General features: G+C 65.1%; 21 protein-coding genes and 1 pseudogene. 8 read left to right on the top strand and 14 right to left on the bottom strand.

What is annotated here, in order from left to right; all coding sequences use genetic code 11:
- The coding region (locus tag AC1DXX_RS23240; RefSeq protein WP_478136568.1) for a dihydrodipicolinate synthase family protein at positions 1–638 on the bottom strand (638 nt) is incomplete at its 3' end.
- A 240-nt stretch (positions 639–878) separates the two neighbouring features.
- Positions 879–3,182, bottom strand: coding sequence for an NADP-dependent malic enzyme (locus AC1DXX_RS23235; protein WP_478136567.1), 2,304 nt, complete (start codon positions 3,180–3,182; stop codon positions 879–881).
- Positions 3,183–3,410: 228 nt separating this feature from the next.
- Between AC1DXX_RS23235 and AC1DXX_RS23230 the strand changes: the two genes are divergently transcribed.
- Entirely contained in the window at positions 3,411–4,748 is a 1,338-nt protein-coding gene (locus tag AC1DXX_RS23230; protein WP_478136566.1) for an NAD(P)/FAD-dependent oxidoreductase, read from the top strand.
- 9 nt (positions 4,749–4,757) lie between these two features.
- On the opposite strand, the gene AC1DXX_RS23225 is transcribed toward AC1DXX_RS23230, so the two are convergent.
- Genes AC1DXX_RS23225 through gcl form a run of 3 tightly spaced genes read right to left on the bottom strand, consistent with a single transcriptional unit; the run spans position 4,758 to position 8,283 of the window.
- Positions 4,758–5,669, bottom strand: coding sequence for a 2-hydroxy-3-oxopropionate reductase (locus AC1DXX_RS23225; protein ID WP_478136565.1), 912 nt, complete (start codon positions 5,667–5,669; stop codon positions 4,758–4,760).
- 20 nt (positions 5,670–5,689) lie between these two features.
- Positions 5,690–6,475, bottom strand: coding sequence for a hydroxypyruvate isomerase (hyi, locus tag AC1DXX_RS23220; RefSeq protein ID WP_478136564.1), 786 nt, complete (start codon positions 6,473–6,475; stop codon positions 5,690–5,692).
- Between the two features lie 14 nt (positions 6,476–6,489).
- Positions 6,490–8,283: a glyoxylate carboligase gene (gene gcl, locus AC1DXX_RS23215; RefSeq protein ID WP_478136563.1), complete on the bottom strand. Its 1,794-nt coding sequence runs from the start codon at positions 8,281–8,283 to the stop codon at positions 6,490–6,492.
- A gap of 112 nt (positions 8,284–8,395) precedes the next feature.
- Here gcl and AC1DXX_RS23210 point away from each other — a divergent pair, with 112 nt between their 5' ends.
- Entirely contained in the window at positions 8,396–9,298 is a 903-nt protein-coding gene (locus tag AC1DXX_RS23210; RefSeq protein WP_478136562.1) for a LysR family transcriptional regulator, read from the top strand.
- A 33-nt stretch (positions 9,299–9,331) separates the two neighbouring features.
- Here AC1DXX_RS23210 and AC1DXX_RS23205 read toward each other — a convergent pair whose 3' ends face one another.
- From AC1DXX_RS23205 to AC1DXX_RS23185, 5 genes are all read right to left on the bottom strand, one after another.
- Positions 9,332–10,828 (bottom strand): carotenoid oxygenase family protein, encoded by a 1,497-nt coding sequence (locus AC1DXX_RS23205; protein ID WP_478136561.1) that lies wholly within the window; start codon positions 10,826–10,828, stop codon positions 9,332–9,334.
- A 7-nt stretch (positions 10,829–10,835) separates the two neighbouring features.
- Entirely contained in the window at positions 10,836–11,282 is a 447-nt protein-coding gene (locus AC1DXX_RS23200; RefSeq protein WP_478136560.1) for a DUF2141 domain-containing protein, read from the bottom strand.
- 111 nt (positions 11,283–11,393) lie between these two features.
- A complete protein-coding gene (locus AC1DXX_RS23195) occupies positions 11,394–12,491 on the bottom strand; it encodes an AI-2E family transporter (protein ID WP_478136559.1) in 1,098 nt (365 codons plus the stop codon).
- A gap of 92 nt (positions 12,492–12,583) precedes the next feature.
- Positions 12,584–13,288, bottom strand: coding sequence for a GntR family transcriptional regulator (locus tag AC1DXX_RS23190; protein ID WP_478136558.1), 705 nt, complete (start codon positions 13,286–13,288; stop codon positions 12,584–12,586).
- Positions 13,289–13,296: 8 nt separating this feature from the next.
- The gene (locus tag AC1DXX_RS23185; RefSeq protein WP_478136557.1) at positions 13,297–14,628 is read right to left on the bottom strand and encodes a C4-dicarboxylate transporter DctA; all 1,332 of its coding nucleotides are present in this window, start codon (positions 14,626–14,628) and stop codon (positions 13,297–13,299) included.
- 551 nt (positions 14,629–15,179) lie between these two features.
- Between AC1DXX_RS23185 and AC1DXX_RS23180 the strand changes: the two are divergent.
- The 5 genes and pseudogenes from AC1DXX_RS23180 to AC1DXX_RS23160 all read left to right on the top strand — a co-directional run.
- Positions 15,180–15,520 (top strand): annotated as a pseudogene (locus AC1DXX_RS23180) (transposase); the annotation flags it as partial.
- A gap of 534 nt (positions 15,521–16,054) precedes the next feature.
- Positions 16,055–16,276 (top strand): hypothetical protein, encoded by a 222-nt coding sequence (locus AC1DXX_RS23175; protein WP_478136556.1) that lies wholly within the window; start codon positions 16,055–16,057, stop codon positions 16,274–16,276.
- Between the two features lie 119 nt (positions 16,277–16,395).
- Positions 16,396–16,773, top strand: a complete 378-nt coding sequence (locus tag AC1DXX_RS23170) for a PH domain-containing protein (RefSeq protein ID WP_478136555.1) — start codon at positions 16,396–16,398, stop codon at positions 16,771–16,773.
- A gap of 839 nt (positions 16,774–17,612) precedes the next feature.
- Complete coding sequence (locus AC1DXX_RS23165) at positions 17,613–17,951, top strand: CPCC family cysteine-rich protein (RefSeq protein ID WP_478136554.1); 339 nt, start codon at positions 17,613–17,615, stop codon at positions 17,949–17,951.
- A gap of 59 nt (positions 17,952–18,010) precedes the next feature.
- Positions 18,011–18,265, top strand: a complete 255-nt coding sequence (locus AC1DXX_RS23160; RefSeq protein WP_478136553.1) for a hypothetical protein — start codon at positions 18,011–18,013, stop codon at positions 18,263–18,265.
- Positions 18,266–18,310: 45 nt separating this feature from the next.
- Here the strand turns inward: AC1DXX_RS23160 and AC1DXX_RS23155 are convergent, their stop codons facing one another.
- From AC1DXX_RS23155 to AC1DXX_RS23140, 4 genes are all read right to left on the bottom strand, one after another.
- A complete protein-coding gene (locus AC1DXX_RS23155) occupies positions 18,311–18,622 on the bottom strand; it encodes a hypothetical protein (RefSeq protein WP_478136552.1) in 312 nt (103 codons plus the stop codon).
- 66 nt (positions 18,623–18,688) lie between these two features.
- Positions 18,689–18,973, bottom strand: a complete 285-nt coding sequence (locus tag AC1DXX_RS23150; RefSeq protein WP_478136551.1) for a hypothetical protein — start codon at positions 18,971–18,973, stop codon at positions 18,689–18,691.
- 237 nt (positions 18,974–19,210) lie between these two features.
- Positions 19,211–19,465: a GlsB/YeaQ/YmgE family stress response membrane protein gene (locus AC1DXX_RS23145; RefSeq protein WP_478136550.1), complete on the bottom strand. Its 255-nt coding sequence runs from the start codon at positions 19,463–19,465 to the stop codon at positions 19,211–19,213.
- 33 nt (positions 19,466–19,498) lie between these two features.
- Positions 19,499–19,858 carry a DUF3761 domain-containing protein gene (locus AC1DXX_RS23140; protein ID WP_478136549.1) on the bottom strand — a complete coding sequence of 120 codons (360 nt, stop codon included), beginning with the start codon at positions 19,856–19,858 and terminating at the stop codon, positions 19,499–19,501.
- Positions 19,859–20,254: 396 nt separating this feature from the next.
- Between AC1DXX_RS23140 and AC1DXX_RS23135 the strand changes: the two genes are divergently transcribed.
- Positions 20,255–20,410 carry an HHHH-motif protein gene (locus AC1DXX_RS23135; RefSeq protein ID WP_478136548.1) on the top strand — a complete coding sequence of 52 codons (156 nt, stop codon included), beginning with the start codon at positions 20,255–20,257 and terminating at the stop codon, positions 20,408–20,410.
- The last annotated feature ends 97 nt before the right edge of the window (positions 20,411–20,507 follow it).

Below are 20,507 nucleotides of genomic sequence, written 5' to 3'. Positions count from 1 at the left end.
GCGCAGCCCACACCGGCCAGCAGGCCGTCGGCGCCCAGCGCCAGGCCTTCGTAGGCCAGGTCGTCCACCCCCAGGAACAGCTGGTAGCGATCGCCCACCGTGTTGCGCAGGTCCGTGATGCGGCGGATGTCGTCGGTGCTCTCCTTGATGGCCGCGATCCACTCGCAGTCCGCCAGCGCCAGCATGTGCTCGGGCTTCAGGTCCACCCGGTAGGCGACCGGGTTGTTGTAGACCATGATGGGCTTCCGGGCGGCATTGGCGATGGTGCGCACATTCAGCATGGCCTCGCGCGCATCGGCCACGTAGATCACCGAGGGCATCACCATGAAGCCGGCCACGCCGAGCTTGTTGGCCCCGTCCACGTAGCGCAAGGCTTCGCGCGTGCTGGTCTCCGACACATTGGCCAGCACCGGGATGCGGCCGTCGGCGGCCTCCAGGGCGATCTTGGCGACCTGGAGCTTTTCCTCCAGCGTCAGCGTGCTGGCTTCGCCGAGCGAGCCGCAGGTGACCAGGCCGTGGATGCCGTTGCGGATCTGGAAGTCGATGTGGCGGGCGGTGCCCTCGGCGTCGATGCTCTCGTCGGCGTGGAACTTGGTGGTGATGGCGGGGAAGATGCCTTGCCAGCGGGGGGTGCTCATGGGGGATGCCTCAGGGTGAATGGAGTTCGATTTAAATATATTAGTAAGATATTTGAAATATCCGATCAGGGTATTAGCAGATTGCATGCCAGCCGAAATGGTGGTTGGGGTGCCTGGAAAGGGCGTCCGGCAGCCATGACGGCACCGTCCTGGCGCATGCAGGCACCGCCGATGCGGCGGACGAAAAAAAGCCCCGCTGCGTTCACCGCAGCGGGGCGTGGGATTCAAGCCGGGCGCAGGCTACTTCAGCGCCGTCGTCGCATTTGCCACGGCCAATGCCGTCATGTTCACCACGCGACGCACGGTCGACGAGGGCGTCAGCACATGCGCCGAGCCGGCCGCACCCAGCAGGATCGGCCCGACCGTGATGCCGTTGGCACCGGTCATCTTCAGCACGTTGTAGAGGATGTGCGCCGAGTCGAGGTTCGGGCACACCAGCAGGTTGGCTTCGCCGGTGAGCGTGCTGTCGGGCAGGGCGGTGCGGCGCACCTCTTCGGAGAGGGCCGCGTCGCCGTGCATCTCGCCGTCGCACTCGATGTCGGGCGCCATCTGCGCGAACAGGTCGCGCGCCAGGCGCATCTTGCGTGCCGAGCCGCGGCTCGAGGTGCCGTAGTTCGAGTGCGAGAGGAAGGCCACCTTGGGCGGCAGGCCGAAGCGGCGCACTTCCTCCGCAGCCATCTGCGCGATGCTCGCCAGCATCTCGGCGCTCGGGTCTTCGTTGACGTTGGTGTCGGTGATGAACACCGTGCGCTTTTCCAGCGTCAGCGCATTGAGCGTCGCAAAGCCCGGCGCGCCGCGCTTCAGGCCGATCAGGTTGCGGATGTGCTCCAGGTGCACGTCGAAGCGGCCGACCAGCCCGCAGATCATCGCGTCGGCGTCGCCCAGGTGCAGCATCAGCGCCGCGATGGTGGTGTTGGAGCGGCGCACCATGGTCTTGGCGGCTTCGGGCGTCACGCCGCGGCGGCCCATGAGCTTGTGGAAGCTCTCCCAGTAGATGCGGAAGCGCGGATCGTCCTCGGGGTTGACGATTTCCACGTCGGTGCCGATGCGGATGTGCAGGCCGGCCTTCTTGATGCGGGCCTCGATCACGGCGGGGCGGCCGACCAGGATCGGCTGGGCCAGGCCTTCGTCGACGGCCAGTTGCGCGGCACGCAGCACGCGCTCGTCCTCGCCCTCGGCGTAGGCCACGCGCTTGGCGGTGGCCAGCTTGGCGGCGGTGAACACCGGGCGCATGAACATGCCGGTCTGGTAGACGAAGCGCGTCAGGTGCTGGCGGTAGGCCTCCATGTCCTCGATCGGGCGCGAGGCCACGCCCGAGGCGGCGGCCGCCTTGGCCACGGCCGGCGCGATGCGCAGGATCAGGCGCGAATCGAAGGGCTTGGGAATGATGTAGTCGGGGCCGAAGGCCAGTTCCTGGCCGGCGTAGGCGGTGGCCACCTCTTCGCTGATGTCGGCCTTGGTGAGATCGGCGATCTCGCGCACGCAGGCCAGCTTCATTTCTTCCGTGATCTTGCTCGCGCCGCAATCGAGCGCACCGCGGAAGATGTACGGGAAGCACAGCACGTTGTTGACCTGGTTCGGGTAGTCCGAGCGGCCGGTGGCGATGATGCAGTCGGGCCGCACGGCCTTGGCCAGTTCGGGGCGGATCTCGGGCTCGGGGTTGGCCAGCGCCAGGATGATCGGCTGCGTGCCCATGGTCTTGACCATCTCGGCCGTCATCACGCCGGGCGCCGAGCAGCCGAGGAACACATCGGCGTCCTTCACCACGTCGGCCAGGGTGCGGGCGCCGGTGTCTTTCTGGGCGTAGCGTGCCTTGGATTCGTCGAAGCCGCCCGCGCGGCCCATGTAGATCAGGCCCTTGGAGTCGCAGGCGTAGATGTTGGCGGGCCTGGCGCCCAGGCCGACCATCACGTCGAGGCAGGCGATGGCGGCCGCGCCGGCGCCGGAGACGGCGATTTTCACGTCCTCGATCTTCTTGCCCACGAGCTCGAGGCCGTTGAGCAGTGCCGCGGCCGAGATGATGGCCGTGCCGTGCTGGTCGTCATGGAACACCGGGATGTTCATGCGCTCGCGCAGCTTCTTCTCGATGTAGAAGCACTCGGGCGCCTTGATGTCCTCGAGGTTGATGCCGCCCAGCGTGGGCTCGAGCGCCGCGATGATGTCGACCAGCTTGTCGGGGTCGTTCTCGGCCAGCTCGATGTCGAACACGTCGATGCCGGCGAATTTCTTGAAGAGGCAGCCCTTGCCTTCCATCACCGGCTTGGCGGCCAGCGGGCCGATGTTGCCCAGGCCCAGCACCGCGGTGCCGTTGGTGACCACGCCCACGAGGTTGCCGCGGGCGGTGAACTCCACCGCGAGCGACGGGTCGGCCGCGATGTCGAGGCAGGGATAGGCCACGCCCGGCGAATAGGCCAGCGACAGGTCGCGCTGGTTCAGCAGGGGCTTGGTCGGGGTGATCGAGATCTTGCCCTTGACGGGCGAACGGTGGTACTCGCGCGCTGCTTCGCGAAGTGCTTCTTCTGCGGGAGAGAGGGGTGCAGCCATGAAAAATCTCCTTGTTTCTGACGGGCAATGAGGCTACCGCAAAAGCGAAACCTCTTCTCTTGGTGGGAACGACAACAGCCGCATCTTCCGCCCGAAGGGGGCGGCCGGCCGACTCGCTAAACTCCAACACTGTTACCCGAGGTTAACTGGGGTAAACGCCATGCCGCGCGCGAACCGCGCGGCAAGCCATCGTCAACACAAAGACAAAACGACTCGGAGGGGCAGCGCATGACACCCGGACCTTTCACCAGCAACGACCCGGACGTCGTGGTCATCGGCGGCGGCCCCTCGGGCTCCACCGTGGCCGCGCTGCTCGCCGACAAGGGCCACGACGTGGTGCTGATCGAGAAGGCGCAGCACCCGCGCTTCCACATCGGCGAATCGCTGCTGCCGATGAACATGCCGCTGTTCGACCGGCTGGGCGTGCGCACCGAGGTCGAGGCCATCGGCATCCGCAAGCACGGCGCCGAGTTCGTCTCGCCCTGGCACGACCACAGCAGCCACTTCCACTTCGGCGAGGCGATGGACAAGAGCTTTCCGTACGCCGTGCATGTGCGCCGCTCGGAATTCGATGAACTGCTGTTCCGCCACGCCGGCCATCGCGGCGCGCGCACTTTCGAGGGACAGCGCGTCACCGGCGTCGACATGGATGCAGGCAAGGGCAGCCCCGACAACCGCCCGCTGGTGAAGGTCAAGGCCGACGACGGCACCGAGACCCACTGGCGCCCGCGCTTCGTGATCGACGCGAGCGGGCGCGACACGCTGCTGTCGAACCAGTTCGACGTCAAGCAGCGCAACCGCAAGCATGCGAGCGCTGCGCTCTACGGCCACTTCGCCAATGCCGAGCGCCGGCCGGGCCGCTTCGAGGGCAACATCACGCTGTTCTGGTTCGACCACGGCTGGTTCTGGTACATCCCGCTGAAGGACGGCACCGTGAGCGTCGGCGCGGTGGCCTCGCCCGCCTACTTCAAGCGCCGCAAGGGCACGCTCGAAGAGTTCCTGATGGAAACCATTGCGCTCGCGCCCAAGCTGGCGGAACGCCTGAAGAATGCCACGCTGATGGAGGGCGCCACCTCCACCGGCAACTACGCCTACGACTCGAAGTTCTGCCGCGGCGACCGCTTCATGATGGTGGGCGACGCCTACGCCTTCGTCGACCCGATGTTCTCCTCGGGCGTCTACCTGGCGATGAACAGCGGCTTCGAGGCCGCGACCGCGGCCGACCACTGGCTCAAGGGCGAGGCGAGGGAGGCCGCGAAGGCCTTCCGCCGCTACGACAAGGTGATGAAGCACGGACCGAAGATGTTCTCGTGGTTCATCTACCGCATCACCTCGCCGGCGATCCGCCGGCTGTTCATGAACCCGCGCAACGTGTGGCGGATGCAGGAGGCGATGCTGTCGATCCTGGCCGGCGACCTGTTCCGCGACACCCCCATCGGCCCGCGCTTCTGGGGCTTCAAGGTGACGTACTACGTGTCGTGCATCGGCATCCTGCCGCAGGCCGTCAAGACCTGGGCATGGCGCCGGCGCAATCTCAAAGAGTCCCTCGAGACTGCAAAGACCTGAGCCGGAGGCTCAGTCCGGGGTCACGGTGTGCTGGGCGAGCGCTTCGAGCGCGCGCACCAGTGCCGAGTGGTCCTGCTGGCCGTAGCCCAGCGCCGCACAGGCGTTCATCAGCTGCGCAGCGCCCGCCGTCTGTGGCAGCGCCACACCCAGCGAACGCGCACTCTGCAGCGCAAGGTTCAGGTCCTTCTGGTGCAGCGCGATGCGGAAGCCCGGCGCGAAGGTGCGCTTGATCATCCGTTCGCCGTGCACTTCGAGGATGCGCGAGCTCGCGAAGCCGCCCATCAGTGCCTGGCGCACCTTGGCAGGGTCGGCGCCGGCCTTGGAGGCGAACAGCAGCGCCTCGCCCACCGCCGCGATGTTCAGCGCCACGATGATCTGGTTGGCCACCTTGCAGACCTGGCCGTCGCCCACGGCGCCGACCAGCGTCACGTTCTTGCCCATCTTGTCGAGCAGCGGCTTCACGCGCTCGAAGGTGCCTTCGTCGCCGCCGCACATGATCGTGAGGCTCGCGGCCTTGGCGCCGACTTCGCCGCCCGAGACCGGCGCATCGATGTAGCCGCAGCCCAGCGCGAGGATGCGCTTGGCGAAGCCCTTGGTGGCGATCGGATCGATGGAGCTGCAGTCCACCACGATCTTGCCGCGCGAGTCCTTCAGGCCTTCGGCCACGCCGTGCGTGCCCGGCTCGCCGAACAGCACCTTCTCCACGTCGGGCGTGTCGGGCACCATGATGAAGATGATGTCGGCCTGGCGTGCCACCTCGGCCGCCGAGGCGCAGATCGTGGCCTTCGAGATAAAGGGCTCGGGCGTGTTGCCCTGCGTGTTGACGAAGAGCTGGTGGCCCGCGTCGAGCAGGTGCCCCGCCATGGGCGCGCCCATGATGCCGAGGCCGATGAATCCGATTTTCTGTTGCGTTGCTGACATGTCTCTGCTTCCGTTGGGGTTCACTGTTGCCGGGTCAGGGCCTGGCGCCAGCCGAGGCCTTCGATGGTTGTCGCGCGGGGCTTGTATTCGCAGCCGATCCAGCCGTCGTAGCCGATCGAATCGATGTGCTGGAAGAGCCACGGGTAGTTGATCTCGCCCGTGCCCGGCTCGCCGCGGCCCGGGTTGTCGGCCAGCTGGATGTGGCCGATCTGCGAGAGGTGCTTGGTGAGCGTGTTGCCGAGCTCGCCTTCCATTCGCTGCGCGTGGTAGATGTCGTACTGCACCCGCAGGTTGGGCGAACCCACCGCTTCGATCAGCGCCAGCGCCTTGTCGGTGCGGGTGAGGAAGAAGCCCGGGATGTCGAAGCTGTTGATCGGCTCGATCAGCAGGCGGATGCCCGCGGCTTCGAGTTCGCGCGCGGCGAGGCGCAGGTTGTCCAGCACCGTGCGGTTGACGACGTTGATGTCGGCATCCGCCGGCACCTTGCCGATCAGGCAGTTGACCTGCGGGCAGCCGAGCGCGGTCGCGTAGTCGATGGCCATCGCGATGCCTTCGGCGAGCTCGCCCGTGCGGTCCGGGAGGCAGGCGATGCCGCGCTCGCCCTTGTCCCAGTCGCCGGCCGGCAGGTTGTGCAGCACTTGCTGCAGGCCGTTGGTGCGCAGGGCGGCCGTCAGCTCCTTCTTGTCGTACGCATACGGAAAGAGGTACTCGACGGCCTTGAAGCCCGCCTTGGCGGCGGCTTCGAAGCGTTGCATGAACGGCAGCTCGGTGAAGAGCATCGTGAGGTTGGCTGCAAATTTGGGCATGTGTGTCTCCTCGCTCAGTCCAGCATCTCGGCCGCGACGGCGGTGGGTGCATCGGCGGCGTTCTCGGCCAGGGGTTCGAACTCGGTGATGTTGTCGATCTCGGTGCCCATCGCGATGTTGGTCACGCGTTCGAGCATCACCTCGATCACCACCGGCACACTGAACTCGGCCATCAGGGCCTCGGCCTGGCGGATGGCCGGCGCGATCTCTTCCTGCTTGTTCACCCGGATCGCCTTGCAGCCCAGGCCTTCGACGACCTTCAGGTGGTCCACGCCGTAGCTGCTCTCGATGCCGGCGTCGGGGCCCGCGTTGATGTTGTCGAACGCGAGCTGCACGCAGTAGTCCATCTCGAAGCCGCGCTGCGCCTGGCGGATCAGGCCGAGGTAGGAGTTGTTGACCACGATGTGGATGTACGGCAGCTTGAACTGCGCACCGACCGCGAGCTCCTCGATCATGAACTGGAAGTCGTAGTCGCCCGAGAGCGCGACGATCTTGCGCGTCGGGTCGGCGGCGCGCACGCCCAGCGCGGCCGGGATGGTCCAGCCCAGCGGGCCGGCCTGGCCGCAGTTGATCCAGTGGCGCGGGTTGTAGACGTGCAGGAACTGCGCGGCCGCGATCTGCGAGAGCCCGATGGTGCTCACGTAGCAGGTGTCGTTGCTGAAGTTGTTGTTCATGCACTGGTACACACGCTGCGGCTTCATCGGAACATCCGCGAAGTTGGTCTTGCGCAGCATGGTCTTCTTGCGCTCGACGCACGACTTGGCCCACTTGCGGCGGTCGGGCAGCTTGCCGGCGGCCTTCATTTCCTCGGCCACGGCGACGAACTGCTCGAGCGCGGCCTTGGCGTCCGACACGATGCCGAAGTCGGGCGTGAAGACACGGCCGATCTGCGTGGGCTCGATGTCCACGTGCACGAAGGTGCGGCCCTTGGTGTAGACCTCGACCGAGCCGGTGTGGCGGTTGGCCCAGCGGTTGCCGATGCCGAGCACGAAGTCCGAGGCCAGCATCGTCGCGTTGCCGTAGCGGTGGCTGGTCTGCAGGCCGCACATGCCGGCCATCAGCGGATGGTCGTCGGGGATCGCGCCCCAGCCCATCAGCGTGGGGATCACCGGCACGCCGGTGGCTTCGGCAAAGCGCACGAGCAGGTCGGAGGCATCGGCGTTGATGACGCCGCCGCCGGCCACGATCAGCGGGCGCTCGGCCGCGTTGAGCATGCCGATGGCCTTCTCGATCTGGGCGCGCGTGGCGGCCGGCTTGTAGGGGGTGAGGGGCTCGTAGCTGTCGATGTCGAATTCGATCTCGGCCATCTGCACGTCGAAGGGCAGGTCGACCAGCACCGGGCCCGGGCGGCCCGAGCGCATCAGGTGGAAGGCCTGCTGGAAGACTTGCGGTACCTGGCCGGGCTCGCGCACCGTGACCGACCACTTGGTGACCGGCTTGGAGATCGACTCGATGTCGACCGCCTGGAAGTCTTCCTTGTAGAGCCGTGCGCGCGGCGCCTGGCCGGTGATGCAGAGGATCGGGATCGAATCGGCCCATGCCGAGTAGAGGCCCGTGATCATGTCGGTGCCCGCGGGCCCCGAGGTGCCGATGCACACGCCGATGTTGCCGGCCACGGCACGGGTGTAGCCCTCGGCCATGTGCGAGGCGCCCTCGACGTGGCGCGCGAGGATGTGCGAGATGGTGCCGCGCTGGCGCAGCGCGGAATACATGGGGTTGATGGCGGCACCGGGCACGCCGAAGGCCTGCGTCACGCCTTCCTTTTCCATCACCAGCACGGCGGCCTGGACTGCTTTCATTTTTGCCATGGGACTGTCTCCGTTAAGTGACGTCCACTGTAGGAAGCGGGGGCCATTCGAAGAAGACGGCTGCAGGCCATAAAACCTATTCCATGGCGGAATAAGTGACTACCATCGGCCCATGGACAGACTGTTGGCAATGGAGATGTTCGTGCGCGTGGTCGAGACCGGCAGCTTCTCGAAGGCGGCGCGCGAGTTCAACACCACGCAACCCACCGTGACCAAGCAGATCGCGGCCACCGAGGCGCGGCTGAAGGTGCGGCTGCTCAACCGCAACACGCGCGGCGTGAGCCTGACCGAGCCCGGCGCGCTGTACTACGAGAAGTGCAAGACCATCGTGCGCGATGCCGAGGAGGCCGACAGCGTGGTGCAACTGCGGCAGAACCAGGCGCAGGGGCTGCTGCGCATCGGCACCTCGGTGGCCTTCGGCCGCCGCGTGGTGGTGCCGCTCGCGCTGGAGTACATGCAGCGGAATCCGCAGGTGCAGCTCGACCTGAGCTTCGAGGACCGTTACGTGGACCTCATCGCGCAGGGCGTCGACGTGGCGATCCGCATGGGCAAGCTGGCCGATTCATCGTTGGGCGCGCGCTACCTGGGCGCTAATCCGTGGGTCATGGTCGCCGCCCCGGGCTACCTGAAGAAGCACGGCACGCCCAAACGCGCGCAGGACCTGAGCGCGCATGTCGCGCTGATCTACAGCAGCGTGGTGGGCGACGAGTTCTGGCGCATGCACACGCCCAAGGGCGAGCCGGTGACGGTGCCGGTCTCGGGGCGCTTCCGCTCGAACAACCTCTCGGCCGTGCTGGCGGCGGCGCGCGACGGGCTCGGCATTGCGCTGATGCCGCGCTACGTCGCGAGCGAATCGCTGGCCTCGGGCAAGGTGCTCGCGGTGCTCGGCGACCATGCGCTGCCCGAGCAGGAGATCCACGCCGTCTTTCCCTCGCCCAAGCTGGTGCCGAGCAAGGTGTCGAGCTTCGTGGCCTTCCTGCAGGGGCGCTTCGACGAAGGCTGGTGGAGCGCCTGAGCGGCAGGCCTGCCTTCGCTCTCTTTTTTCTCTTCAGGCCCGAACGAAGGCGCCGTGCAGACCCAGCGGCAGCGCATAAGGCAGCGTGGCCTGCGCCACCGGCCCCGCTGCCAGGTGATCTGCCGCGAAGCACGACAGCACCGTCTTCTGCCGCCCGAAGTCGAGCACCGTGCCGAGCACCCAGCCCGGGCGCGAGCCGTCCGGCACGAAGACGTGCTCTTCCACCACCGCCTCCGGCCCGTAGCCGAAGCGCTGGCTGCGGCCGGTTTCGACATCGGTGCGCGCGACGGCGCCGAACCCCGGCAGTGCGGCCCTGCTCTGCGTCGCGTGGACCACGTGGCGGTGGCGCAGGCCGACGCGGCGCGGATCGATGCGCGGGAACTCGGCGTCCTGCGCCAGCGCGGTCTGGGTGGCCCGGCCGGTGCCGAGGTTCAGCGTGGCAACCGTCAGGTGCGGCGAGGTGTTCTTCACGCGGCGCCCGCGCATCACCTCGCGGTTGGTCGTGAACACCGAGTCGGCGTTCTCCGAGCGCACGTAGTCGATGTGGATCAGCGTGCCGCGCGGCGTGTCTTCTTCCCAGGCGTTGCCCACATGGAACAGGAAGCCGGCCGGCAGCGCGAGCACCTGGCGCTTGTCCCAGTTGCGCTTGTCGACGACCAGCGCGCGCATGCCCAGTTCGGGCCGCCAGACATGGGCATCGAGAAAGCTTGCACCGGCCTCCTTGCGCTTGCCGTCGTAGACCAGCGGCGGCATCAGGAACACCAGGTGCCGCTCGGTCACCGCGAAGTCGTGAACCATCGGCAAGTCGGCCACCGGCAGCACGGCCGCGCGGCGCAGTGCGCCGTCGGGCCCGATCTCGTACAGCGCCAGCAGGCTCTGCCCGTTGCTGACGCCGAAGTTCCAGACGGTGCCGTCCGGGTCCACCTTGGGGTGGGCCGAAAAGGGCATGCCCGCGAGGTCGGCGCGCCAGGTCTTCAGGCCCAGCGTGTCCAGCGTGCGCGCGTCGATGCGCGTGGCCGAGCCGCCCTCCCACAGCGCCAGCACCTCGCCCTGCATCGGCAGCACGCTGGTGTTGGCGACATTGATGCTGTCGGCCGAGGCCGGCGGCTCGACGCCCGGCGGCATCGTGCCGAAGGCTTCCATCAGGCGGCGGCCGGCCCGCACCTCGGCCACGCGCTTGGGCGTGGCGACGTAGCGGCCCTGGTGGCGCACGTCGGCACCGTCGATCACGAAGCGATGCACCATGCCGTCGCCGTCGAACCAGTGGTGGTAGCGCTCGCCGCCCAGGTCGTGGCCCGCCGGACCGATGCGGAACAGCGTGCCGGCGACGGCATCGGGGAAGCGCCCGCGCACCGCGGCGCGGGTCAGCGGCAGGTCGTCCGGCGGCGTGGCGAAGCCGATCTTCCAGGGCGTGCCGGCGGCCTCGAAGTCGGCCTGCCAGCTGTCGGTACCGGCGGCGCGCGCCAGGGGCGCAAGAAGGGGCAGCGCACCGGCCGAGGCCAGCAGGCGAAGGAGTTCGCGTCGTTCCATGGCAGCCTCAGCGCAGGTGGATGACGGTTTGCAGGTCGGCGTCGACGCCGATCGCGGCGGCCTCGAAATCGGGCGCCCCGCGGTTGCCCTTGGCGTCGTTCGAGAAGCCGTAGCGCTCGGTCGGCATGCCCAGGAGGTTGGTGTCGAGCTTGCCGTTGCCGTTCTCGTCCGCAAACGCCCGCACGGCGTAGCGCCCTGGCGCCAGGCCCGGGAAGACCAGCCGCGCCGTGCCGGCGCGCATCGGCACCGTCTGCGCGGCCAGCGACTGGCTGCCCGTGAAGCCGGCGGCGCTGTCGTACAGCGCGACGTACAGCGTGGCGTCGGCGGCGGGGCCGTCGGCGAAGCTCAAGCTCAGGTCGGCGGCCAGGGCGCCCAGCGGCGCGAGGAGGGCGGCGGCGCACAGGGCGCGCACGGCCGGGCGGGAGAACAGGAACAGGGAAGCGGAAGGTTGCATGAGAGGCCTCGTTGCAGGTTGGAGGCCCCGACGATCCCGCAGGCGCCTCGCGGTGCCCAGCGCCATGCGACGAAATGCAGGAATGCGTGCGCGAAATGCACGCAGCGGGGGTCAGCCCGTCTTCTTGTCTTCGCCGGCTTCGGCCGGCTCGTGCCCATTGCCCACATGCCCCGAGTCGGCGAACAGGCTCCACGCGGCCATGAAGAGCGCCGCGATCACCGGCCCGATCACGAAGCCGTTGATGCCGAAGATCGCCATGCCGCCGATGGTCGACATCAGCACGATGTAGTCGGGCATCTGCGTGTCCTTGCCCACCAGCACCGGGCGCAGGATGTTGTCGACCAGGCCGATCACGAACACGCCCACGAAGATCAGCACGCCGCCCTGCCAGAAGTGCCCGGTCGCGAGGAAGTAGATGGCGACCGGCCCCCAGATCAGTGCCGCGCCCACCGCGGGCAGCAGCGACAGGAAGGCCATCAGCACTGCCCACAGCAGCGCACCCTGCACGCCGAGGAACCAGAAGGCCACCCCGCCGATGGTGCCCTGCGCGATGGCCACGGCCACGTTGCCCTTCACGGTGGCGCGGATCACGGTGGTGAACTTGTTGAGCAGGTAGTGCGTGTGCGGCTTGGCGAGCGGCACGGCGTCGCGCATCGTCTTCGACAGCGTCGAGCCGTCGCGCACCAGGAAGTACAGCAGGTACAGCATCACGAAGAAGCTGACGATGAAGTCGAAGGTGTTCTGGCCGATGGTGAGGGCCTGGCTCGCGATGATCTGGCTGGCCTGCCCGGCGGCAGCGGAGATGCGGGCCTGCCAGGCTGCCATGTCGCCGAGGTTGAAGCGCTCGACCAGGTTCAGCAGCCACTGGGGCGCGGCGTCCAGGATCTGCTGGAAGTAGGCCGCGAAGTTGATCTGCCCCGAACGGATGTTCTGCGTGACCAGCGCGATCTCCTGCACCAGCGACACGCCCACCATGGCGAGCGGAAGGATCACGATGAACAGGCAGATGGCCAGCGTCGAAAGCGCGGCCGCGTTGCGCTTGCCGGGCATTTTCTTCAGCAGCCACTTGTAGAGCGGCGTGAACAGGATTGCCAGCGCCACCCCCCAGAGCACTGCGCCGAAGAACGGCAGCAGCACCCAGATGAAGGCGACGGTGACGGCAGCAAGCAGGGCGAGGAACACGCCGCGCTGGAGTTGGGGTGAGTTCATAGGTGTCTCGGACTGTAGCCGAGCGCGGACTCAGGACCCTGTCAGCGGGCACGCCCTTGTGCAGTGCAGCGCCGCGGCACTAATGCACAGCCTCAGCGCCTGAAACGCGGCAGCGCGACCGGCGCCAGGGTGGCGCGCAGGCGGCTCGGCGCGTCGGGCTCGGCAGTGGCTTCCACCTCGAGCGAGCGCTCGACATTGCCGATGTGCTCGAGCATCAGACGGCGCGCCTGGGCCGTGTCGCCGGCTTCGAGGGCGGCAACGATGGCGCCATGCTCGGTGCACGACTGTCCCGCCTCGTGCTTCGACTGGTAGAGCGTGGCGGCCAGCGTGGTGCGCGCCGTGAGGTCGCGCAGCACGTCGACCAGCAGCTGGTGGCCCATCTGCTCGGCCAGGCAGACATGGAAGTCCGCCAGCAGGAAGGCGCGCGTCGCGGCATCGGCGCCTTCGATGGCGCGCTGCTCGTCGGCAATGTGGTCGCGCAGCTTGCGGATCACCTTGCCCAGCGGCCGGCCTTCGCTCTCGGCCAGGATGCCGGCCTCGACGATGCGGCGTGCCGAGAACGCATCGCGCGCCTCTTCCGCCGAAGGCTCCACCACGTACCAGCCGCGGCGCGACTGCACCTCGACAAAACCGCGGGCCTGCAACTGCATGAGCGCCTCGCGCACCATCGTGCGGCTAACCGCGAAGTTCTCGGCCAGGGCCTGCTCGCCGAGCCGCTCGCCCGGTGCGAGCTTCTGCGCGAGGATGGCTTCGACCACCCGTTCTGCGATGGCGGTGGGGTTGACGTCGGTGGCCATGGATGTCTTCAGTGGCTGGTCGAAGCGGTTGCGGTGCCGATGTCGACCCCGGGTTCGGCCAGCGGCTCGTCGTCCGGCGAGTAGGTGCCGTCGAGCACCGAATGCGCGCGTTCGCGGTCGATGTCGCCTTCCCAGGCCGCGATGGCCACGGTGGCCACGCAGTTGCCGATCAGGTTGCCGAGCGCGCGGGCGATACCCATGAACCAGTCGACCGACAGCACCAGCACCAGCCCGATGGCAGGAATCGCCGGAATGGCGTGCAGCGTGGCGGCCAGCACCACGATGGCCGAGCCCGGCACGCCGTGCGCGCCCTTGGAGGTGACGAGCGCGATCGCAAGGATCGTCAGCAGGTCCGCCATCGAGATCGGCGTGTTGGTGGCCTGCGCGATGAACACCGCGGCGAGCGTGATGTAGATCGAGAAGGCGTCGAGGTTGAACGAGTAGCCGGTCGGGATCACCAGGCCCACCGTCGAGTCGCGAATGCCCATGCGGCGCAGCTTGGCCATGATCTGCGGCAGCACGCTGTCCGACGAAGTGGTCGCGAACACGATGGCGAGCTCCTCGCGCAGGTAGCGCAGCAGCTTCCAGAGGCTGAAGCCCGACATGCGCATCACCAGCCCCAGCACCACGAACACGAAGACCAGCACCGCGCCGTAGAAGAGGGCGACCAGCATGCCCAGCTGCTTGAGCGAGCCGATGCCGTATTGCCCGACCGTGAAGGCGATGGCGCCCAGCACGCCGAGCGGCGCCAGCTTGATGATGATCCCCATGATCTTGAACAGCACCAGCGAGAGCGCGTCCACCACCACCGCCACCGGCTTGCCACGATCGCCCAGCAGCGTGAGCGCGCAGCCGAACAGCACCGCGAAGAGCAGCACCTGCAGCACGTCGCCGGTGGCGAAGGCGTTGACCACCGTGGTGGGAATCAGCTTCATCAAGAACTCGACCGTGCCGCCGCTCGTGAGCTTGTCGGCGTTCGAGGCATAGGCGCTCATGGCGGCCGGATCGAGCTTGGCCGGGTCCACGTTCATGCCCGTGCCGGGCTGGAACACGAAGGCCAGCACCAGGCCCATGGCCAGCGCGACGGTGGTCAGCACCTCGAAGTAGATCAGCGCCTTGACGCCGACGCGCCCCACGCGCTTCAGGTCGCCCGCGCCCGAGATGCCGTGCACCACCACGCAGAAGACCAGCACCGGGATGATCATCTTGATCAGCTTGATGAAGCCGTCACCCAGCGGCTTGAGCTTGACGGCGTACTCGGGCGCGAAGAGGCCGGCGAGCACGCCGAGCACCAGCGCGATGACCACCTGACCGAAAAGCGATTTGGCGAAGCGAGGCATGGGAGTCTCCTGTTTGTCTTGTCGAGGTTTGCATGCAAGCAACGCCTTGTCTTGCATACAAGAACTGTAGGCAAGAAGACTTTGGAGAGGTCAGAGGGTATTCCCGGGCTTCGCGGTGCTGCCTACGGGGAATTAAGTCGTGGACCGGGGAATAAAGCCCTGGACTGGGGAACAAAGCGGTGGACTGCAGGCGCGGGAGGCATCTAACCGGGGGGGGGCACACCCGACCCCAGCAGGATCTGCAGGCGTCCGGGCGACGGGAAGTGCCGCAGCATCCACGGTCCGACAGGAATTACCGGCGAGCCTTCTTGATCCGCTGTTCCCTCGGGGCGACTTCCAGGACCGAAATCGAATCGAGGCAGTCCCGCAATGATGCGTCCTCCAGCCTCTTGTGCAAGGCCTTGATCTCCAAGCCCACCTTGGAATGAACCAGCGTAGCAAAGAGTTCATCGGCTGCAGCAGAGTTGGCAACACTCTTTCTGATCAACTGACCTTGCCCCCGAAAAACGTATCCCTTGCTGAGTGTTTCAATTCAAGCAAGGAGAACGGAAATGACGCAGACGACGAGGGCGCGCTACACGCTGGAGTTCAAGCGAGAGGCCGTACGGCTGGTCGAGGGCGGCCAAAGCATCGCGGCGGCGGCGCGCACATTGGGCGTGGTCGAGCAGACCTTGTTCAATTGGGGCAAGGCGCAGCGCCAGGGCAAGCTCACCGGCGCTGACAGCAAGGTGGTGAGCGCCGAGCAGATGGAGATCAGCCGGCTGTGTGCGAAGTTGGCCCGGGTGAAGATGGAGCGCGACATCCTGGAAAAAGCGACGGCGTACTTCGCGAAAGCGCAGCGGTGAAGTACGCCTTCGTGCAACGCCACCGACGGGTGTGGCCGATCACCGTCAGCACGAGCAGTCGAGATGGTCCATGGCTCAGCCCTCGAATCTGCGCAACCCAATTACCGGCAGGATCCGAGCTCCGTCCAAGTACGGATGTAGGCATATGCCGGTATCCCACGAATGGGGGATGCACAGGCATGACGAGGATGTGCAGACTGACCTCCTCGCGAGAAAAGACCAAAAAATGGAACACATGCACTGGATGTTCGTCGGTACCGCTTTGCTGGGGATGCCCGTGGGATGGTTCCTTTTCGCTCTCCTCGGTCGCGATTGGAAATCTTGGAGCGAGCAGATGGTGGACCAGATTTCGCGATCAGCGACGTTGACGGCGACATGTGCGACGACAACTGAGGCCGAGACCTGAGAGCAGTTCGAGATCAGGTTCCGAAGCACACATTCACCCACCGCTCATGCACTGTCCGCCCTTGGTGCCGTCAGCTCACTATGGTGCTTGACGAGGCCTTCGGCGCAGGAATCCATTGGATCGTTGAGCGGGAGACGCCCGACTGCGACCTGACCTCCCCGTCACAATCAGCACCATGACCGAAACAGAGAGGCTGCCCGACGAGGAATTGGGCGTGCGGGCCGCTGAATGGCGCCGGCGAGCGCTACAGGGCGATCTGCACGCTCGCGGCGTAGCTCATCAACTGGAGGCGGAGTTGCGGCGACGCGCTGGTGCGCCCCATCCTGATTACGGCACCCTGGACCTGCGGCCGCTCGAGCATCGACAGCAGCGGCGGCGCTGGTGGAAACCTTGGTGATCTGCTTGCGCTGAGCAAGCATTCAACGCAGAGCGCCCTACTACTCACGCGCTGCGCCCCGCACAGCTTTTGAAGACCGCCAACGGTCGCATGATCAATTGAGCTTGGAGGAAGCAACAATGGGACTACTTGATGGGATGCTCGGCAACGCAGCCAAGATCGACCCGGCGAAGATCCAGCAGGAGTTCAGCCAGATCCTGGCGAAGGGGGAAGTGGTCGAGCACGCCTACCAGCTCATCCGCGACTACTTCGTGTTCACCGACAAGCGTTTCGTCCTGGTCGACAAGCAGGGCATCACGGGGAGCAAGGTCGAATACCACTCGATTCCCTACAAGAGCATCACGCACTTCAGTATCGAGACCGCCGGTACCTTCGATCTCGATGCCGAGCTCAAGATATGGATCTCGGGGACGGCCGCTCCTATCCAGAAGCAGTTCAACAAGAAGCTCAGCATCTACGAGGTGCAGAGCGTGCTGGCGAGTTACGTGCTCAGGTGAGTCGAGCGTTGGGGCTGGCGGAGTGTCCCGTTCCGACTCGGTCGGCCCGACCTGTGCTACTTCATGCTCCCCAGATCGCGGACATCGGCTCACAGAGACGCCCGTGAAACGCTCCGCGACCTTTGGCAGTGATTTGCATCGACTTTGGCAGCAAATGCCGTTGTCGTTTGCAGCGAAGTTAAACCCCGATTTGTCGCCGCCTTTGGCGGTTTGACGCCCTATTGGCAGTTCCTGGCAGCCACGAAAAAGGCCGCCCTGCGGCAGCCTGTTCGCTTGGATGGCTAGCGTATCAGGTGCTGATCCATACTGCAGTCGGATAGTCGCGTTCGCCGCTCCGACGGCCCGAGTGGTCGAACTATCCGTTCGTTGATCATGCACGTGGCCGCGACCCACGCCTCCATCTCGCTCTGGTATGGCGTGTTGTCGACCTCCAACGGCTGAAACGACAGATAGTCCGAGGCCTCGTTCACGGGCTCCAGCAACGTGAAATGAAATTCTCACGGCTCCAGCTCGTGCACAGCGATTGCGAAATGGCCCATGACGTGACTCCCCGTAGTTGTTGAACCGCCGTTGTATGCCTACGCGGCCTCAACGTGTGTCAACCACTGTCAACGCACCCGTGAGTAGTTCACGCTGGACCAGGATTTCAATATCTGCCGCACCTCGCATAATGCCCACATGGCCACGCTCGTCGGACGTGCCTCCTGGGCTGAAAGGACCCTGATCGACTGTGGCCGGTTCTACCCCGCCGACGTGAAGACCCTCGAAGCCAGGCTGCGCTTCGGTATTCCCCACTGGTCGAGGTCGACAGCAGCTACTAAGCCATCCCAGCCCAGTCCATGGTCCAGCACTGGGTCGAGCGGCCGCCACCCGAGTTCAAGAGCTGTTCAATTTTGGTCATGAATGAGCCCATGTATGTCATCCCTCCGAAAGCGCTAGGCCTTCCATGTCCCTGCTGCCACTATCTAACGCTCGAGGAACGAGGCGGGTATGAAATTTGCCCCGTGTGCTTTTGGGAAGACGACGGACAAGACGACAGTGACGCTGCTGCCATTCGAGGTGGCCCGAACGGCAATCTCAGTCTGACGAAAGCGCGAGAGAACTTCAGGGCATTCGGGGCAAGCGATTCGCGCTCTATCCGAAGTGTGCGGGGGCCCTATCAGTTCGAGCGTCCCTGACGCCTTGCACACAGCCTCGACCAGAAGCGACCGTTCGCATCTTGCCGGATATATGAGTCATGGACGAAATTCTTAAGCCTTACGTCGTGGTGCGCGTTCTCAAGTTGGTTGGACAAGCTGGCGACTATGACGGCTGGAGAGTCAACCAACGTCCTCCTGCGGTTGGAGACGTCGGAACCTTACTCGATGTCCTAGCTGTGCCTGGCGTCGCCAACAGGTACGTCGTTGAAAGCAGCCAAGGGGACGGAACCACGGTCTGGCTGGGTGACTTCCTTGCCGATGAACTAGAGGTTGTCGAGGCCCGTCCTGCGTAAAGCCGGCGAAGGGCAGAATCTGCCCTCGTAGAGGGCTGTCGCCGCTCAAATTGTGAACCTGATGACGGACCTGAGCGCTTTACCGAAAACTAGAAACAAGCCAAGCGAAAATACAGCGACCAGCCACAGGTACCAAGACACGCGGACAAAGGCGCGGAGCAGCAATTTGCAGATTAAAGGCGTGGTTGGCTCTTCCGAAAGGTACTTTGCACGTGCATAGAGAGCTTGCACCATTCGCTGTAGGCGAAACGCAGCACTGAAGATGCCTTCGCCGATATCGTGCGACTTCTCGCCAGCGATCACATACAAGAGGCCAAGCGCCATAGCAGCCAAAAGAAGTACCGATGTCCATTCCATGTGAAGACTCTTTAACGTTCTAGGTGTTTTGGTTCTGGCGTCGTGGCGAAGGTCAGGCCGCACCAATTACGCGTTCAGCTCACGCAGGACCCTGAGAGCCAGCGCTCCGCGTCCAACGCCTATTCCTCGATTGTGCTCGTTGAAGTTTTGTAGGCTTGTGATTTCCTCCCACTGCTCCACTCGCACTTCATCCGTCGTATCGATTTCAAATGCGATGAAACGATGGTCTTGCGTCACTAGCTCACCGGATATGCCGGGCATTCCTGGAAAGTCAATGCCAAGCTCAATACCGATTGATCTGCCCCAGTTGATGCCCCGCTCTTCTCCCAGGCTCGCCAGCGTCGGTGGCACGCCGTGCTGCCTCCGGTTGCTTCGGCACGCAGCGAACGCTCGACACTAGCGTTCTGTTGCGCTACGTTCAACTGCCGCGGTCTACGTGTTCGCATAGGCTGGATTGAGTTCGGTCTTGTGTGCTACGGCGTTTTTTCTGGTGTCGAGGCCCGAATCAGCGGTAGTTTCGAAATTTCAGCGTAAGAGGGCGTGGAAAAAGCCGCTTAGATGGGCGGCTTGTGTGCTCTCGCAGCGCAATCAGCGTGGCAGATGATTCCAGGCGAACAACAGGATCAACGCGCCGATCACTGACATGATCAGACCTGCTGGATGAATCAATGACTCACCGGTGGGCCTGCTGAAAACATTTGCAATGACACCGCCGACGAAAGAGCCCACGACACCGAGCACGCCAGTCATCAGAAGACCAATGTGCTCGGAGCCCGGCATGATGAACCGCGCGATTGCACCGACGGCAATGCCGACAATGAACATCCAGAGATAGTGAAGCATGATTCCTTTCGCGCGTTCAGAGTAGTCCGGTGATCAGCACGCCTTGCCGTGAACTCCGTGCGCGCCTTTGGCCTTCGCATCGGCCTCCGACATGTATGAGCCGCGCTTGGTCTTGCCGAAATACTTGTCGTTCGCGCAGTGGTAGACCTTGCCATTGACCCACACTTGACCCGGTGCAGCCGCCGGCGTCGGTGTGGCTCCCGCCGATTTCGCAGCAGATGCTGCAGTGAGCGGTTTCGCGGCAGGTGCTGCAGGTGCGGTGGATGTTGCGGCAGCCGCTGGCGCTTGGGCGGCGGGCGCAGCAGCAGGCGTTGCAGCCACTGGCGGCGTCTGCGCAAAGACCGAAGCTGCGAAGACCGTACCGGCAGCCAGCAAGAACAGAGACTTTTTCAAGATTGCACCTCATGGGTCGCACGAAAACACGTGCATGTTGCAAGCAACGTGTTCCTTGTGATCCGGTTGACTGGCAGGAATTTCCGGATGTGACGATCGAATCGGCACGAGAGCTTTTTCACATTCAAGAAGAACAAGCGCCTTGTCGCCAGCCGGGATGCGTATCTCGGCACGCCATTCTTGTTCATCACCAGTGAACCCGATGACGAGATACTGAGCCGATAGGCGCTGGCGATCGAGTTCGTTTGCGCGACATGTTCATGAAGTAATTCACGATCTGGGTGGCCGATCGCGAACGCCGAATCTCTATGCGTCGTCTGAAATTTGAGGTGCCTCGTTGTCCGGTTTGCGCCGCTTCGGCAGCGCATCCCGTCGTCATTGCTTAGAAAGAACTTCATGAAAATCAAGCAGGTCCTCCTCTCCAGCATCGTTGCCTTCACGGCCTTCGCCACGCTGGCACCGACCATCGCATCGGCCGCACCGCACCGGGCACACAAGGTGTGCAAGTGGGATGCGCGCCACCACCACCGCGTTTGCCACTGGGTGCGCTGAACAGTCTCGCGCATGTTCGCGGTTCGCCGGTTAACTCTCGCGGCCGCGCTTCTTGCTGTGGCGACGGTGTCTTTCTCGGGCACGCCACGGGATGCGC

The sequence above is a fragment of the Variovorax sp. P4_B10 genome (assembly GCF_056402375.1).
Note: the sequence above shows the minus strand (reverse complement) of the source record. Positions and strands in the feature narration are given on the sequence as shown.